Source organism: Enterobacter sp. Ag1 (assembly GCA_000277545.1).
Lineage (GTDB): Bacteria > Pseudomonadota > Gammaproteobacteria > Enterobacterales > Enterobacteriaceae > Cedecea.
This window is the reverse complement of record AKXM01000015.1, coordinates 25,343-41,047: the sequence shown is the minus strand read 5'-3', so window position 1 is coordinate 41,047 and position 15,705 is coordinate 25,343. Positions and strand designations below refer to the sequence as shown.

The 15,705-nt window shown below is 48.1% G+C and carries 14 protein-coding genes and 1 tRNA gene; 6 read left to right on the top strand and 9 right to left on the bottom strand.

Annotated elements, in window-relative coordinates:
* Nucleotides 1-154 precede the first annotated feature (154 nt).
* Nucleotides 155-367 (bottom strand): ribosome-associated protein YbcJ, encoded by a 213-nt coding sequence (gene ybcJ, locus A936_RS06845; RefSeq protein ID WP_008455991.1) that lies wholly within the window; start codon nucleotides 365-367, stop codon nucleotides 155-157.
* A gap of 2 nt (nucleotides 368-369) precedes the next feature.
* Nucleotides 370-1,236 (bottom strand): bifunctional methylenetetrahydrofolate dehydrogenase/methenyltetrahydrofolate cyclohydrolase FolD, encoded by an 867-nt coding sequence (gene folD / locus A936_RS06840; protein WP_008455989.1) that lies wholly within the window; start codon nucleotides 1,234-1,236, stop codon nucleotides 370-372.
* 196 nt (nucleotides 1,237-1,432) lie between these two features.
* On the opposite strand from folD, the gene A936_RS06835 reads away from it, so the two are divergent.
* Nucleotides 1,433-1,509 (top strand) — tRNA-Arg (locus A936_RS06835).
* Between the two features lie 605 nt (nucleotides 1,510-2,114).
* On the opposite strand, the gene A936_RS06830 is transcribed toward A936_RS06835, so the two are convergent.
* The 5 genes from A936_RS06830 to ebgR all read right to left on the bottom strand — a co-directional run bounded on the left by A936_RS06830 (nucleotide 2,115) and on the right by ebgR (nucleotide 9,956).
* Nucleotides 2,115-3,548 (bottom strand): amino acid permease, encoded by a 1,434-nt coding sequence (locus tag A936_RS06830; RefSeq protein WP_008455986.1) that lies wholly within the window; start codon nucleotides 3,546-3,548, stop codon nucleotides 2,115-2,117.
* Nucleotides 3,549-3,730: 182 nt separating this feature from the next.
* On the bottom strand, nucleotides 3,731-5,164 hold the full coding sequence (locus A936_RS06825; RefSeq protein WP_008455984.1) for an amino acid permease: 1,434 nt from the start codon (nucleotides 5,162-5,164) through the stop codon (nucleotides 3,731-3,733).
* Between the two features lie 93 nt (nucleotides 5,165-5,257).
* A complete protein-coding gene (locus A936_RS06820) occupies nucleotides 5,258-5,707 on the bottom strand; it encodes a beta-galactosidase subunit beta (protein WP_008455981.1) in 450 nt (149 codons plus the stop codon).
* A complete protein-coding gene (ebgA, locus tag A936_RS06815) occupies nucleotides 5,704-8,796 on the bottom strand; it encodes a beta-galactosidase subunit alpha (RefSeq protein WP_008455979.1) in 3,093 nt (1,030 codons plus the stop codon). Before ebgA ends, A936_RS06820 begins: the two co-directional genes overlap by 4 nt.
* A 176-nt stretch (nucleotides 8,797-8,972) precedes the next feature.
* Entirely contained in the window at nucleotides 8,973-9,956 is a 984-nt protein-coding gene (gene ebgR / locus A936_RS06810; RefSeq protein ID WP_008455976.1) for a transcriptional regulator EbgR, read from the bottom strand.
* Between the two features lie 493 nt (nucleotides 9,957-10,449).
* Between ebgR and A936_RS06805 the strand changes: the two genes are divergently transcribed.
* The gene (locus tag A936_RS06805; RefSeq protein WP_071530472.1) at nucleotides 10,450-11,151 is read left to right on the top strand and encodes an EAL domain-containing protein; all 702 of its coding nucleotides are present in this window, start codon (nucleotides 10,450-10,452) and stop codon (nucleotides 11,149-11,151) included.
* 214 nt (nucleotides 11,152-11,365) lie between these two features.
* Here the strand turns inward: A936_RS06805 and A936_RS23425 are convergent, their stop codons facing one another.
* Nucleotides 11,366-11,827, bottom strand: coding sequence for a YqeJ family protein (locus tag A936_RS23425; protein ID WP_157141386.1), 462 nt, complete (start codon nucleotides 11,825-11,827; stop codon nucleotides 11,366-11,368).
* A gap of 3 nt (nucleotides 11,828-11,830) precedes the next feature.
* On the bottom strand, nucleotides 11,831-12,637 hold the full coding sequence (locus tag A936_RS06800; RefSeq protein ID WP_008455972.1) for a winged helix-turn-helix domain-containing protein: 807 nt from the start codon (nucleotides 12,635-12,637) through the stop codon (nucleotides 11,831-11,833).
* Between the two features lie 542 nt (nucleotides 12,638-13,179).
* On the opposite strand from A936_RS06800, the gene tssB reads away from it, so the two are divergent.
* The 4 genes from tssB to A936_RS06785 are packed head-to-tail and all read left to right on the top strand — an operon-like array spanning nucleotide 13,180 to nucleotide 15,666.
* A complete protein-coding gene (gene tssB / locus A936_RS06795) occupies nucleotides 13,180-13,668 on the top strand; it encodes a type VI secretion system contractile sheath small subunit (RefSeq protein ID WP_008455971.1) in 489 nt (162 codons plus the stop codon).
* Nucleotides 13,669-13,679: 11 nt separating this feature from the next.
* A complete protein-coding gene (gene tssC, locus A936_RS06790) occupies nucleotides 13,680-15,143 on the top strand; it encodes a type VI secretion system contractile sheath large subunit (protein WP_442892835.1) in 1,464 nt (487 codons plus the stop codon).
* A gap of 41 nt (nucleotides 15,144-15,184) precedes the next feature.
* Nucleotides 15,185-15,364: a hypothetical protein gene (locus tag A936_RS23705; protein ID WP_237717571.1), complete on the top strand. Its 180-nt coding sequence runs from the start codon at nucleotides 15,185-15,187 to the stop codon at nucleotides 15,362-15,364.
* The gene (locus A936_RS06785; protein ID WP_008455969.1) at nucleotides 15,349-15,666 is read left to right on the top strand and encodes a hypothetical protein; all 318 of its coding nucleotides are present in this window, start codon (nucleotides 15,349-15,351) and stop codon (nucleotides 15,664-15,666) included. The genes A936_RS23705 and A936_RS06785 overlap by 16 nt, the downstream gene beginning before the upstream one ends.
* Nucleotides 15,667-15,705 lie beyond the last annotated feature (39 nt).

Genomic DNA, 15,705 nt, shown 5'->3' with positions numbered 1-15,705 from the left:
TTGTTATCGAATATTTGAAGTGACGCAGGTTTTTAAGCCTGGTATTGATAAGGTAATTTGGTTCTGAGGCGGGAAAGGCTCTGCAACTCTCCTTCACCCAAACGGCAAGGAGAGTTGATGCCAGCCCTTTTCGTTCTGAAAAGGGCGCGCGCGATTAAGGCTGAACGGTAATGCTCAGGCTCTCAAAGACGACGGTCTGCCCCGCCACAATTTTGCAGCGCTTGCGGGTTTCAACTTCACCGTCCACCTTCACGAGGCCTTCGGCAATCACCGCTTTTGCCTGCGCGCCGCTTTCACACCAGCCTTCCAGCTTGAGCAAGTCGCACAGTTCAACGTGAGGGTGTTTACCTAATGAGAAGGTCGCCATTATTACTCTCCATCAACATCATGATATTCCTCGCAGGCCTGCAAGGTATTCTGAATTAGGGTGGCAACCGTCATTGGGCCTACGCCACCCGGAACCGGCGTAATATACGAGGCTTTGGCGGCTGCTTCATCATAAATTACGTCCCCGACCACTTTCCCGCTTTCCAGACGGTTGATGCCGACGTCCACCACAATAGCGCCTTCTTTAATCCATTCACCCGGAATAAAGCCAGGTTTGCCCACGGCGACAATCACCAGGTCGGCGTTCTCAACGTGCTGGCGGAGGTTTTTGGTGAAACGGTGCGTTACGGTCGTGGTGCAACCGGCCAGCAGCAGTTCCATGCTCATCGGGCGACCCACGATGTTGGACGCGCCAATGATGACCGCGTTCAGGCCGTAGGTGTCGATGTTGTAGCGCTCAAGCAGCGTCACGATACCGCGCGGGGTACATGGACGCAGGCGCGGCGCACGCTGGCACAGGCGGCCAATGTTGTATGGATGGAAGCCATCCACGTCTTTGTCCGGGTCGATACGCTCAAGCACTTTGACGTTATCGATCCCGGCAGGCAGCGGCAGCTGTACCAGAATGCCGTCAATCTCGGCGTCCGCGTTTAGCGCATCGATCAGCCCTAACAGCTCCGCTTCGCTGGTGGTTTCCGGCAAATCATAAGAGCGGGAGACAAAACCAACCTCTTCGCAGGCTTTGCGTTTGTTCGCGACATAAATCTGGGACGCAGGGTTCGCTCCCACCAATACAACGGCCAGACCAGGGGCACGTTTTCCTGCGGCAACTCGGGCTTTTACTTTTTCAGCAACTTCAAGCCGGACCTGCTGCGCAATCGTTTTACCGTCAATAATCTTTGCTGCCATCAGAGAGAGAATTCCATCTGTAAACTTAAAGGAAGGGGGTTGCTGCTATTTTGTCAGATGCGCGGCCCGCTGTCAGGCACTGATGTAGGTTTATGCTCATTTGTCGCGCAGGTGGTTGAAAAGCCATTGACTCAAGAGGTGCTGACCGTATAATCCACCCCGCATCAAACCGTAATGTTTCTCTGCATTACTCCGTGCGCCCTTAGCTCAGCTGGATAGAGCAACGGCCTTCTAAGCCGTAGGTCACAGGTTCGAACCCTGTAGGGCGTACCATTTTGACGTCAACACACCTCTACTGAATTCTTTTTTTTCTCTGCCCCATTATCGTTCAGGCTCCCTTGTTGCAAGTCACTGTGAAACAACGCCACCACCGCATTGTCCATTCTTTTTTGCCAGAACGTCCTGCTGCATGGCCTTGTTAAGGCTCAAGCCTGCCCCCCTATTTAAGGCGAAAATTTTCCTCTTAGAGCAACCTATATGTTTCCGTTCTGAAGGAGAGTGAGACGTTTCCATTCTTACCCACCCGGCATTGAATTAAAAAGCAAGAACCAGGGTTTTTATTGCACAACCCGAACACAGGCTTACGGATAACCCGTTGAAATCATCCGACGACACACATCAGGAAAATTAACAGAAAGATTCATATTGAGATTCGGAATTTCATGAATGAAATGGGGAACGTTATGAAGTTACTTGCCGGTAAAGTCGTTGCTATTACTGAGCCTTCGGCCGGGCGGTTGCCGTTTTGTTTGCCCTGCCGGTTTGTCAGTTTTGATTAATGATGTTCCGACCCAGTATTTCAAACCGCCCCCGGCTATTCTGGCCGGGGGCATCCAGCCTTTATGGAAACCAGCGTCTGCGATGACGTGCCGTTGAGATCAGACCGTATGCACCACCGGCCTGGCTTCCCTTACTTGCTCTTCTGTAGTTAATCCTTTGATGTATCTGTTGTATTTCCACCATGCGAAGCCCAGGAAAATCACTATTCCCCCCACGTTATAGAAAACGATCGTCAATATATTGCCGCCGGTTGGGAACGTGGAGGCGATAAAACCGACGGTGAAAATCGCAATGAGCATTGAGACGATGGCCATGCCGGTTCTCTGCGATCCCATTTTAAAATCACGCGGCAGATGATCGTATTTACGGCGTAAATTGAGATACGCCAGCATGATGAACAGCGGGGGTAACATGGAAGCAGCGGCTGTCATGTTGATTATGGTGTTCATTAAATCCTGGACGGTGCTGGAGCCCAGCATGGGGATAATCATCAGCGGGATCACAATCAGGAACTGAATCCAGGCGGCACGCGCGGGCACGCCGTTTTTATTTAGCGCCACGGTTTTTTCACCAAAAATACCGCCGGGGATTTCCGAGAAGAAGATTTTCACCGGCGTTGCCGTCCACATCAGCAGCGACCCAAACATCGCGGTAAATGACACCAGGCCCACGAAGCGGTTGACCACGATTTCCGGGAGACCGAAATAGACCGCCATGCCGTGGAAAACCTGTACCGATCCCCCGGTAAATTTCAGCTCTTTACTGCTGATAAAAACATTAATCAGCACCGAGGAGACGGAATACAGTACGCCGATAAATATTCCGGCCAGGATTATCACTTTCACAAAGGATTTAGACCCGCCTTTCACGTCGTTGACGTACACGGCCACCGATTCGGCCCCGCCCGCCGCCATAAATATCCAGGTTGTGATCCCAAGAAATGCCCAGTTAAAGTTGGGAATCATCGCCTCTACGGAGATGGGGTCTGCCGGTTGAATACCGCCCACCAGCGCCGCCCCTGACAATAAGACATAGGAGAGCGTCAGCAGTAGCATCAGGGAAGATGTCACCGAGGTGATTGGCCCCAGCATTTTTGCCCCATTGGTTGAAACCCACGTTGATAAGGCGAACAGCGCCATGCTCAGCACCGTGGTGGCGACCGGCGTCAGCATGTATTCATACCCGAGGAACGCGTAGGATGCATAGGCGATAACGCGCGGCAGCAGAGAAGTGAAAAAGAACAGGTTAACAAACCAGTAAGTGTAGGCCGTAATAAAAGCCCAGCGGCCCCCCAGCGCGCTTTTAACCCAGGCATAAACCCCGGCCTCCGAGTTTTTATTCAGCGAAACAAACTCGGCGATGATTAAACAGAACGGAATGAAATAAAGCAGCGTGGCCAGGAAAAACATCGGCGCCGACGCTAACCCAAGCTCGATATTGTTATTAATGACGTTATTAAAACTGTACACGGCCGCGAACGTCAGGGAGAGCAGACCGAATTTACCGATAGTATTACGCTTCGTCTCAGACATAACACATCTCCACGCAGTCTTCAGGGCTGCGTTCTTTTGTAGGGAAGAGGACGTTAATTTTTAGAATTTATTTTGGTAAAAATTTAGTAAAAAACAAAAAACCAGTTTGCTTTAACCCCATCGCGAAAATGGCGGGAGGGTGAAGGCTTAGCCAGCCGCAAAACGGCTGGCCAGGGGCGGAATTATTTCGATGGTCGGGAGGCGAAATCCGGGCTGCTCTGCCGCTTTGCCTTCTGTTTATTCTCAAAGCGACTGATCCACCACCAGGCCAGGCCCGAGAATACTGCCGTCATAAAGACGTTAATAAAGAATGCGTTGACCAGATCGACCCCCGGTGGGAATGCCGAGGCGGTCATGCTGACGACAAAGATCAGCATCAGCATGGAGACAACGCCCATCCCCACTTTTCTTGACCCCATACGGAAATCTCGCGGCGTGTCATCGTGTTTCCAACGGAAGACAAAGTAAGCTGCCATAATAAATATTGGCGGCAGCATGGCCGTGCCCGCCGTCAGGTTAATGGCCGTGTTCATCATTTGCTGGACGCTGGCGGAGCCAAAACCGTTGACGATAAGCATTAACAGTACGAAGACAAACTGCCACCAGGCCGCCCGTACCGGCACGCCGTGCTCATTCAGCTCAGTGGTTTTCTTGCCATAAATGCCTTCCGGAATTTCCGAGAAATGGATTTTGACCGGCGCGGCGGTCCACATCATCATGCTGCCGAAAATGGCAATAAACAGAATAATGCCGACAAATCGCCCCATTAATGCTTCAGAAACATGGAAATATGCGCCCAGGCCGGTGAAGATTTCTACCATACCGGCCGCATAGGTGAGATCTTCCCGCGCGACAAAAACGTTCACCAACAGCGAGCCCAGCGCGTACATGCCGCCAATCAGCACTCCGGCGGTAATGATCACTTTGATGAAGGATTTCTGGCCCCCTTTGGTGTCATTCAGATACGCCGCAACGGTTTCTGCCCCGCCTGCCGCCTGAAAAATCCAGCACATAATGCCCAAGGTGGCCCAGTTGATGGTTGGTGCCATCGCTTCCAGCGTGATCGGCTGCGCAGGAACGTGCCCGCTGCCCAACGCCGTTAATGCCCCGACCACGTAGATAGCAAACAGCGCAAAGACACCATAGGCCACGCACTCTGAGATTTTCCCCAGCCACGTCGCCCCTTTGGTCGAGATATGCGTCGCCATCGCAAACAGCACAATCGAAATCAACGACGTGATCATCGGTGAGAACGGAATGGCGTAGCCCATGATGGCGTAGGAGGCATAGGCCACCACGTTTGGCAGCAGCGACAGGAAAAAGAACAGGTTCACAAACCAGTAAAGAAACGACCCCAGATAGGCCGCCCGCGTGCCCAGCGGCTGTTTCAGCCAGGCGTACATGCCTGATTCAGAATTTTTATTCGCCGAAACAAATTCGGCGATGATAAAGACGAAGGGAATGAAGTACACCACCGTCGCAAATAAGAAAATCGGCGCCGAGCTTAGGCCTAACTCAATGTTGTTATTGACGATGTTTCGTACGTTAAAGACCGCCGTAAACGCCATCGACAGCAGGGCAAACTTGCCTATTTTTGCCCGAATGGATGTGGACATACGTCCTCCGAAAATTCACATCCCCGTCATGGGGAGGGTACAGGGAAGACCAGCGGAGTATACCGCTGGCCGTGGTACGCATCGAAACTGGCGTTATTTATTAAGGAAATAGCCGTCTTCAATCGTGACTCTGAGGACCACTTTTTTTACCCACTCATCGCTGATGAAACGGTAAGCTTCCTCGGGGTCGCAGATCACCATCTGCCCTTCGGTCACCGTCACGATGTCGCCGATGCCTTTCAGGTATTCCCGGTCGGTTTCGTCCCGGTAGCAGGCCACCGTTTTCAACTGCTCTTTCGGCGCAAACTCAATTTTTTGCCGACCCTGCAGGTAGTAGTGCACGTCAAAATAGCGACGACTCCCCACAAACAGCGCGTCGGTGCAGCTGTCGGTACTCACCCGGTATGAGAGGGAATCACCAATGGAATGGGCCACGCCGGGACGAATGTTGTCGACGTTATTGATAGCTTCCACGCAGCGCTGCCACTTCCGGCCGCTGTGATAGATCTGCTTAAACTGTTCTAAATTCTCGAGAACTCTCATTGTTCAGCCTCGCTATGTGAAACAGGAGAAAAGAAATCTGCGCCGAAATCGTGATTAACCAGCGCCTGCGAGGTGTTACGCCCGCCTTCCAGCGGCAACAGCGTAAAACCGTAGCTGAAGGCGTGGAGCCACACGCGCCAGCTGTCCAGCACCTCGCTTCCCCACGAGTTGGAGCCGAGTCCGAGCAGTTGAACGTCAAGGTTTAGCGTGATGTCGTCGCTGCGCTGCAGCGCATTGCAGTGCTGCGCGGCATGCAGATTTTCAGCGGTGTAATGCCAGGCACTGAGGTTGATAGGCTGGCGCGGCACAACCAGCAGGCCGCTGCCGTGGCGATCGGTCAATGAAGCCCAGCGCACGTGCTGGCGATTGCCGTTATTCTGTGGGAAGGGATAATTGACGAACATGTCGTCCACGGTGGTATGCCAGAGGTCAATGATGTTGCTTTGCTGGCTGTCGGCGTAGTTCTCGCCCGGGCCACGGCCGTAATAATCCACCTGTTCAAAGGCGCCGTTAATCCCTAACGTAAAGCCAATGCACGGCACGATATGCGGGTAATCACCGTAGCGCTCGCCCTGCACTTCGACGTTGATATGCCCTTGCGGGGTGACCTGCCAGCGGTAGGTACAGCGCATACCAAAATCAAACACCGGCGGGGCGATGATAGTCTGCGTAACGATCGTCACGGCATCGCCGTGCATTTCAGCGCTGAATCCGCGTAAATGCTCCTGCATAATCGGCAAATGTGCCGGCTGCCACAGCCCCTCGAACTCCTGCTTGTGGTTATCTATCATGGGCTTGAAGAAGTTAATCTTCGGCTCACGCGTCACCTGTTCGACCCCATTGACCAGCCACGCCGTAAGCTTGCCGCTGACTTTTGAGAACACAGCCTGGAAATTGTGGCCGATGACACGATAGCTCAGGCGGTCATCAACGATTTGCAGCGGCGTCGCGCTGGTATTGCAGTGCGGTACTTTTGCCAACGTGCTCGCTTTTAACGGGAACTGATAAACCGCAATCGGGTGGTTGGCTTCGCTATAGAGCGTGCGGCAGTCTTTGGTCACGGTGATATTGACGAAGGTTTCGCGTTCGTCGAGCGCCGGCAATGTTATGGCTACATCGCGGCCGCTGTTGGCCGCCAGCCCCTCAACTTTTAGCCGCTGGCTGGAAAGTGTCTGGCCTTCGGCGCGCACTTCGACGTTCAGGGTGTAATCGTCCAGGCTTGAGAACCACAGTTTATTTTCAACGTGCAGCAAGCCGCGCGGAAGATCTTCGGCCCGGACTTTAACCGGCGCAATAACCTGTTTGTATTCCTGCAGCCCCGGCCCGGGCGTTTGATCGGAGAAAATCAGCCCGTCCAGGCAGAAGTTATAGTTGTTAGGGTAATCCCCATAGTCACCGCCGTAGTTGTACCGCACCGCGCCAGTTTCATCGGTGGCCTGGATACCATGATCGCACCATTCCCAGACGTAATGCCCCTGGATACTTTCGTGCTGATAAAAGACGTTCTGGTACTCCGTTAACCCACCGGGCCCGTTGCCCATGGCGTGGGCGTATTCACAGATAATGCGTGGTTTGGCATGGGGATATTCGCCAAACTCATTCATCAGCGGAACGCGGGTATACATGGTCGAGATAATATCGACGACCTCCGCATCACGATCTTCTTCGTAATGCACAAGCCGGGTGTCATCCAGCGCCTTTGTGGCGCGATACATCGCGCGGATATTGCAGCCGTAGCCAGATTCATTTCCCAGTGACCAGATGATGATCGACGGGTGGTTCTTCTGGGCATGGACGTGACGCACAATGCGCTCTACGTAGATGTGCTCCCAGGCGGGGTCGTCCGTGATGCGGCTCAGGTCACCGACGTTGGCAAAACCGTGCGATTCCACATCCGTTTCCGCCATGACGAACAGGCCATAGATGTCACACAGCTCATAGAAACGTGGATCGTTTGGATAATGTGCCGTTCGCACTGAGTTGATGTTGTACTGCTTCATTAGCTGCAGGTCTTTTTCAACGCGATCCATCCCCACGGCCCGGCCTTTGAGGTGATCATTGTCGTGGCGGTTAACGCCGTGCAGCATCACATAGTGATTGTTGATGTAGAAAAGGCCATCGCGCACCTTGATATCGCGGAATCCCACGCGCTGGGGAATGATTTCCAGCACCTCACCCATCGCATTTTTGAGCGTTATCACCAGTTGGTAAAGATAAGGATTTTCCGCCGACCACTGCTGAGGTGCTTTGACGTCAATCGAAAAGTCGATATTGAGCTGCCGATCAACCGTTAAATGCTCTTTCACCCCGCGATAAAGCGCGGTGTCGCCATCAAACAAGGTGTATTCCAGCGTGGCTCCTGCAGCCTGGGTTGTGAGGTTTTCCAGCATCAACTGGCAGGCAAGGGTCGCGTTGCGGTAGTCGTCGCTGAAATCGGTACGCAGCGTGAAATCCTGAACATGCAGGGGATGCTTCCCAACCAGGTAAACATCGCGGAAAATCCCCGCCGTCCACCACATGTCCTGGTCTTCAATATAGGTCGAGTCCGCCCACTGCATGACGCGGACAGCCAGCAGGTTATCGCCGGTTTTCACCGCCGCGCTGATATCAAACTCGGCCGTCAGGCGGCTCCCTTTGCTGAACCCAACGTACCGGCCATTCACGTAGACTTCAAAGTAAGTTTCTACGCCATCAAATTTGATAATCGTTTGTTTATCCTGCCAGTTTTCGCCCAGCGTAAACATCCGCTGGTACGCCCCCGTTGGGTTATCGCTCGGCACAAACGGCACATCAATAGGGAAAGGAAAACCTTCGTCGGTGTACTGCAGCTGGCCGTGGCCTTCCATCTGCCACATTCCCGGCACGGTAATCGTGCCCCACTCCGCCATCAACTCTGTGCTAAATGCCTCTGGAACTAAGAGCGGATTAGTAAAGAAACGGAAGTTCCACTGCCCGCTAAGGGACAAAAAGTGGCTACTGTTTTCACGTACAAACGAGCGGGCCTTCGCCAGTGAATCATAAGCGAAGAAATAGGCGCGCGGCGGCAGCCTGTTTTCATGAGTAAGTTGCAGATTTTCCCAGCGATTCATCTCGCCTCCCTGTACTGACTAAATAATTACGCTTAATTTTAGTAAAATTTTTACTAAATAAAACGAGCGAAGGCGATTTGCTTTAACTCGATCACAAAATGAGCGTTCAGGACAGGGGGATATCGACAGACCAGGGAGACCACCGGAAAACGATTGTTCTCCGGCGTGAAAGTAAGCTAGTGCGTGGTACCGCGTAGTTTAAGCACGCTGGGAACAAAGACATTGAGCGGCAGGGCTCGGCCATCACGGGCTTTTTCAACCAGCAGATTAACGCCCTGGCTGCCCATCATTTCGGAATGGATACGCACCGTGGAAAGCGGCGGGAAGGTAAAACGTGCGGTGGGGATATCGTTCACGCTGATCAGCGAAATATCGTCCGGGATCTTTAGTCCGCGCTCGTGAATGGCACGTAATACGCCAATCGCAATGGAATCAGATGCCACAAATAGCGCAGAGGGGTAATCTTCCTGGGCGAGCATCGCTTTTGCCAGTTCGTAACCTGATGAGCTCGAGAAACCACCGCGCCAGATGTCGTTCTCGGACACCACTCCCTTCAGGCGGCCATATTCAGCAAATGCTATCTCACGAATATCGGCTTTTCCCGGCCTATCCTGACCGCCAATAAAACCGATGCGCGACATGCCCTGGGCAATAAAGAAATCGATCACCTCTTTAGCAATACGCACCAGGTCAATGTCTACGGCATCGTACTGGCTACCCGGTTCATGGAAGTCAATAAAGCAGAGATTATCTGTCATCGCGCGCAAGGTTTCGCGCGTCGCGTCGGAAGGCTGGCCCACCACCAGGACGCCGGTCACCTTTTTCATCTCAGGCAAAGAATGCCCGAGATAACAATTCGTTAGTTCGATCCCGAGTTTCTCACATTGCGTCTCAATACCGTGGCGAATAGCCAGATAGTAGGGATCGTTAATTTCCAGATCTTGCTGATAGCTGTAGAGAGCCAAAAAATGATGCTGACCCACGGGATTAGCCAGCATTCTGCGCGAACTGCTGTTTTTGTATTCCAGCTTTTCCGCGATTTCAAGGATCCGCCGCTTGGTCTCTTCTTTCACATTCAGGCTGGGGTCGTCATTCAACACCCGTGAAACCGTCGCCAGCGAAACGCCCGCCTCAACCGCAATGTCTTTCAATGTCGCCATCTTTTTTCCTATCGGACGCAGCTCTTTGTTTGCCACATAGTGTAAAGCAAGCCAAGGGACATGCATCTGTTTTTAGTAAAAATAACCGTTTTTTCAGTCCTAACGGCTAGTAAACTCGACGAAAAAATACCGACGGTAAGCCTTTATGCATAGCAAACGGCGAAGTTATCTTTTTCACGGACTACTGCGCATAAATCGCCCCATTAAGACTCTTTTTTCCGATGATAAAAAAATAAGAATTATTTTTAACACCCTCACGTTGTTCCACCCGGTGCTTAAGACTAAACAGGGAAAATTAAGTTTGTATTTATTTACTGGTAACAATTTTATCGTTAAAGTTTAGCCCTGCTTAGGGTCATTAAAAAGGAGCCAATCATTAAAAAAACATCAAAAAGACTGAAGGCAATAAATAACAACTTCACCTGAAATTATCTGAAGGGAAATTATGCGGCATTACTTTCTATTAGATTCAATGCACTTATAAAGGCTTACAGTGTTTAAATATATTATAGAACCGTATTCACAGCCAGTGACAAACTGTAACACAGGCCGCATTATTGGCTATGAAATATTACTTAGGGTGATGAAGGAAACGCCCATTAAAAAACACCTATCACCAGACTCACTGGTACACACCTTCAAGTCAAACGTAGAATACAACCACTTGACGATATGCTTAATGAGCCATGTCAATGAGCGAATAGAGGAGATCACTGACAAGCTACCGCATGATGGCTTCATCAGCTTCAATATTATTCCCAATCAACTATTATCCACCTCTTTCATGAAGTATTTGCTCTCGTTCAGGAAAAAGATAAGAGAAGACATAAAACTCGTTCTGGCACTGGTGGAAGGCAATGGAGCAATACTGACAGATAGTATGATTGATGCAATAAAATCACTGTCAGAAAACAATATAGATATTGCAATTAATTTTTGCAACAACTCCATATCCATAAAATACATTGAAGCAATGGGGTTTTATATGCTCAAACTAGACAGGGAATTGTCTCTAACTCATGGTAACAGTCTGATTTATGAAAGTACGATAAAATCGTTAGTTTATTTATCCTCTCTGGTCAATACCATACTTGTTGCTGAGGGTGTTGAAACAAAAACCCAAAGAGATTTACTTCATAAATGCGGAGTAAATTATATGCAAGGATACTATTTTGGTGCGCCGGTATCAATTTAGAAGACACTACCATCCAGGTCAACTAAATAAATATATCAATGCAAAAAAAAATGGCATTCACTGAATAACAATGACATTCTAATTTAACATTAAGCAACACCATTTCATCACTATTAAATAAAAATTAAATATATAGAAAAAGACCACCCCACGCTTGAGGTGGCATAACGTGTTTTTTTTAAGAAAGCCTGAACTATAAATGAATGGAGCTATATTATCGCTTGCAGAAAAATACCGGAATCCCTCCTCTTAAAAAAAGGTAATCGTCTCCCTGAGGAAGAATATCATAAATCACACTCGACCCTTTGTTATAATAAAACTCCGGCAAAATCCTTTCAATCTTTTCTTTTTCATCACTTAGTTCAACTGTATTTTTTGTTGCAGTCAGTACAAATGATTCTTTAACCCTCTTAACATCAAACATTGTAGAAATAACAATATTACTGACTTTAGTTGAATCACTTTCGAGTACTCCACTTAGAACAGCCGTTCCTTCACTGCCGGAAAATGTCATTCGCGCATTAGCATGAAGCACAACGTCATTGTAGGATACAGAATATACCCCATTACAGCTAAAGTGATTGGCATGATAACGCCGTAGCCCGCCCACCGAGATGACAACAATAAGTAAAAAAACAAGAAATGATATCATCATTAAATATCGTCTATTATTCACACATCAACTCCCCACAAAAAAATAAGCTGACTTGCAACTATTTTTTTTATTGCTTCCCAGCGGCTGCGCACATGAAATAACAGAAATGTCAGAAAATAGATTACTGTAGGAAACATAATTCCATGGCGTTCTTTCACATTTGCTGATTAACTTATCGGTAACAAACTTGATATCTCTTTGTGTCGTTACTGAGGTATATATATTGCAACTATCATTATTAAGGTACGCATGATAGCTAAGAAAGTACGAAGACTGACGTGATGTACTGGAAACAAATAACGCCGAGGCAATGGTAGTCAAGACAGCCAATGAAATGATGACCATAGGATGGAGCATTTTATTTTTTACAACGTCGTTTGGAGCAACATTAACACCAGGAGCTGGCTCTTTTTTTACCTCTATCGGATTTTCATGGCGCTCATGGCTTTCATCATACTCAACTTTCTCCGAAGGAATTTTTTCAACTTTTATCTCGGTATCTATCGAAAAACCTATTCTGGGGATTGTTTTTATTAAATTGAGACCTGGACTTAACTTTGATAGCGCGCGGCGAATGAGCGAAATATTTTGATATAGATTGTTGGGTGTGATCATGCTCTCATTTTCACCCCAGACATATGAGTATATAGTTGCCTGGTCAACGATTCCGTTGCGTGATATTAGCAAAAGAAAGCATTTTGTTGTGGGGGTATTAAGAGTTTCAACATTGGCCTCGTCATCCACACGATACAAAACTCGCTTATCAGGATTGAAGATTATCTCATCATTTATCATATAGTTATATGAACCACTTGAGCTACACTGCTCCATTTCCACTTATCCTTAGTCTCCAATAGGCATGTATTCAACTCCGTGTACTATTCAATTATGAGAAACCACAATAGGCAACAGTACCGGAGAAAGGACCATACCCAAATAATGATCTTAACACAAAGACAAAAAGCTAAACAAGTTAAGGCCCATCTTAATTAAGAGCGGAAATTTAATTTCCTACCCATTCACTTTTACTGTTTTGATTAATAATGATTAATTAATAACATTTTCATTGCTAAGAAATACACCTTCCTGTCTAATTTCCCAACTAACGGATAATGGCGATTGCACTTGCCGGTCACAGACATGATAAATAAGGATCATAGCAATATCATTTCATGATTCTGATTCTGATTCTGATTCTGAGGATTTAGCTATAAAAACCTCAATAGCGTTGTTAAATATTTGTTTGTCATCGGTGTTTTCTTTCATAACACCGCATTTAAGAAATGGCTTCCAACGGCCTTGACGCTAACTGCATGGCTTTTTTTTGCTAAATAATGTTTTAACACTCAATCTTTTATTTAATGGATAAACTTATGAGCAATACACAACATAAACTGGATAAAGCTCGCCCACCGCGAGTACAAATTACCTATGATGTTGAAATAGGTGATGCACAAACGGCAAAGGAACTCCCTTTGGTTGTGGGTGTGATGGGTGATTTCACCCAAAGTTCCGATACATTGAAAGATCGTAAATTCATTAATGTTGATAAAGACAACTTTAATGAGGTTATGCGTTCAATGAAACCTGAAGCTGAGTTTTTGGTGGATCACACGCTTACAGGTACGGATGGAAAACTGGCCGTTTCGCTGACCTTTAATAGCATTGATGATTTTTCTCCAGACAATGTTGTACGCCAGGTAGAACCGCTTAAAAAGCTCATGGATTTACGTGAGCAGCTTAGCGATCTTAAAAATCGGGCTGCAAGTAATGAACGTCTAAAAGAACAACTCCTGGAAATGGCTACAGAGCAAAATACCTTAGCAGGTAAAACTGAGATAGGTGGGGACGATCAAGAATGAGCACCGAACAAATGCAGGAAGCAGTGGTAGAATCCTCGTTTAACGATGATTATCTTAATCAGGTTATCGATAATACCCAGGCTATTCGTCGTGAGTCCGACCGCGACCGTATGAAGTCTCAGCTGAATAATTTCCTGTCCGAAGTCCTTTCCGGCGAAGTTGTTATCTCCAGCGATCTGATTGGCAGTATTGAACAGCGAATTGCCGCTATTGACGCCATGCTGTCTGAACAAGTGAGCCAAATTATTCATGCTCCAGAGTTTCAGAAAAAAGAATCTTCCTGGCGCGGTTTGCATAAACTCATCCAATCCAGCGTAACTGAAAATACGCAGGTTCGCTTGCTGCAATGTACCAAGCAGGATCTGATTAAAGATTTTAAATCCGCCAGTGATTTTGACCAGTCGATGCTCTTTAAGTGTGTTTACGAAAGTGAGTATGGCACATTTGGTGGCACGCCTTTTTCTGCCTTTGTCGGTGATTTCCAGTTCGACAATACCCCTCAGGACATCTCTTTACTGGAGCAAATTTCGCACGTTGCCGCTGCGGCACATGCACCGTTCCTTAGCGCCGTAGCCCCTGGCATGCTGTCAATGAATGATTTCTCGGAGATCCCACGCCCGCGCGATCTTGCAAAAATGTTCGACACCACCGACTACGCCCGCTGGCGTTCTTTCCGTCAAAATGACGACAGTCGCTATATTGGCCTTACGCTGCCTCGCGTCCTTGGCCGACTCCCTTACGGTACAAAAACAATCCCGGCGGACACTTTCACTTTCGAAGAGTCCATCAAGGAAGACGCCGCAGGACAGGATTACCTCTGGATTAACTCCGCGTGGGAACTCGCGGGTCGTATTGTTGAATCATTTGAAGAATATGGCTGGTGTGCATCCATTCGTGGTGTAGAAGGTGGCGGACTGGTTAAGTCACTGCCGGCTTATACCTATGTTTCTGAAAGCGGAGAGCGCACTTTGCAGTGCCCAACGCAGGTAGCCATTTCCGATCGTCGCGAAAAAGAACTTTCCGATCTTGGTTTTATTCCCTTAGTACATTGTAAAGGCACCGACTATGCGGCCTTTTTTGCCGTACAGTCTATTAATAAGCCACGTCTTTACAACTCCGATGAAGCAAATGCCAACGCTCGCTTATCAAGCCAGCTACCTTATTTGCTTGCGACATCCCGTTTTGCGCATTACCTCAAATCTATCGTCAGGGACAAAGTCGGTAGCTTTATGTCCCGCAGTGAATGTGAGGAATATTTGCAGAAGTGGATCATGCAATATGTCGTCGCCTCAGATAATGCAGGCCCTGAAACCAAAGCACGTTTTCCACTCCGTGAAGCCCAAATTAATGTTGTAGAAGTACCAGGATTACCGGGTACCTACAAAGCAATTGCATGGTTAAAACCTCATTTCCAACTTGAGGGATTAAGTATGTCTCTACGCCTGGTAGCTGAATTGCCATCTGCTGCGGGCTAATTATTTCATGTTGTTAATATCACCACTAGAGGAAGTTTTTTATGGCTAAATTGCAAGACTGCCAATTTATTGAAGTTAAGATTGATGGAAAAACCATTGCAGGCTCTTCAGAAGAGAAGAAATACAGCAAATGGATGGAGGGCTACGCCCCTGCTGGTCTGAATACTTTTCTGGCCCTGACGGAACCTATTTTGACTCCGTTCAGATGTCTATTCTGGTAACGAAAGAAACCAGCAAGATATTTGAAAACTATCTAAAAAGAGGTCACAAAGACGTAACGATTACCATCGTACACCGTGGTTCTGATAAATTTGACGCGGACTATGAAATACAGCGCGCTGTATATTCCACTTGTACAATTCAAAGCCTTAGCTTTGAAATGCGTGACCAACTTTTCATTAACCTGACCTTCTCATTTGAAGGAATGGTTGAAGTTGTCTTTAACGTTGCCAATGCTACAGAATCAGGCCTCGATAAGATTGGGCCGATTAAATATAGCATTCCAGAAAAAGTGCTGAAATAAAATTCTCCCGCCCATAGTCCCTATGGGTGGGAACAGGAA

What these genes read in the sequence shown, in the direction of transcription:
- ybcJ (WP_008455991.1), bottom strand. Translation starts at nt 367, where the DNA reads ATGGCGACCTTCTCATTAGGTAAACACCCTCACGTTGAACTGTGCGAC.
- folD (WP_008455989.1), bottom strand. Translation starts at nt 1,236, where the DNA reads ATGGCAGCAAAGATTATTGACGGTAAAACGATTGCGCAGCAGGTCCGG.
- A936_RS06830 (WP_008455986.1), bottom strand. Translation starts at nt 3,548, where the DNA reads ATGTCTGAGACGAAGCGTAATACTATCGGTAAATTCGGTCTGCTCTCC.
- A936_RS06825 (WP_008455984.1), bottom strand. Translation starts at nt 5,164, where the DNA reads ATGTCCACATCCATTCGGGCAAAAATAGGCAAGTTTGCCCTGCTGTCG.
- A936_RS06820 (WP_008455981.1), bottom strand. Translation starts at nt 5,707, where the DNA reads ATGAGAGTTCTCGAGAATTTAGAACAGTTTAAGCAGATCTATCACAGC.
- ebgA (WP_008455979.1), bottom strand. Translation starts at nt 8,796, where the DNA reads ATGAATCGCTGGGAAAATCTGCAACTTACTCATGAAAACAGGCTGCCG.
- ebgR (WP_008455976.1), bottom strand. Translation starts at nt 9,956, where the DNA reads ATGGCGACATTGAAAGACATTGCGGTTGAGGCGGGCGTTTCGCTGGCG.
- A936_RS06800 (WP_008455972.1), bottom strand. Translation starts at nt 12,637, where the DNA reads ATGGAGCAGTGTAGCTCAAGTGGTTCATATAACTATATGATAAATGAT.
- tssB (WP_008455971.1), top strand. Translation starts at nt 13,180, where the DNA reads ATGAGCAATACACAACATAAACTGGATAAAGCTCGCCCACCGCGAGTA.
- tssC (WP_442892835.1), top strand. Translation starts at nt 13,680, where the DNA reads ATGCAGGAAGCAGTGGTAGAATCCTCGTTTAACGATGATTATCTTAAT.
- A936_RS23705 (WP_237717571.1), top strand. Translation starts at nt 15,185, where the DNA reads ATGGCTAAATTGCAAGACTGCCAATTTATTGAAGTTAAGATTGATGGA.
- A936_RS06785 (WP_008455969.1), top strand. Translation starts at nt 15,349, where the DNA reads ATGTCTATTCTGGTAACGAAAGAAACCAGCAAGATATTTGAAAACTAT.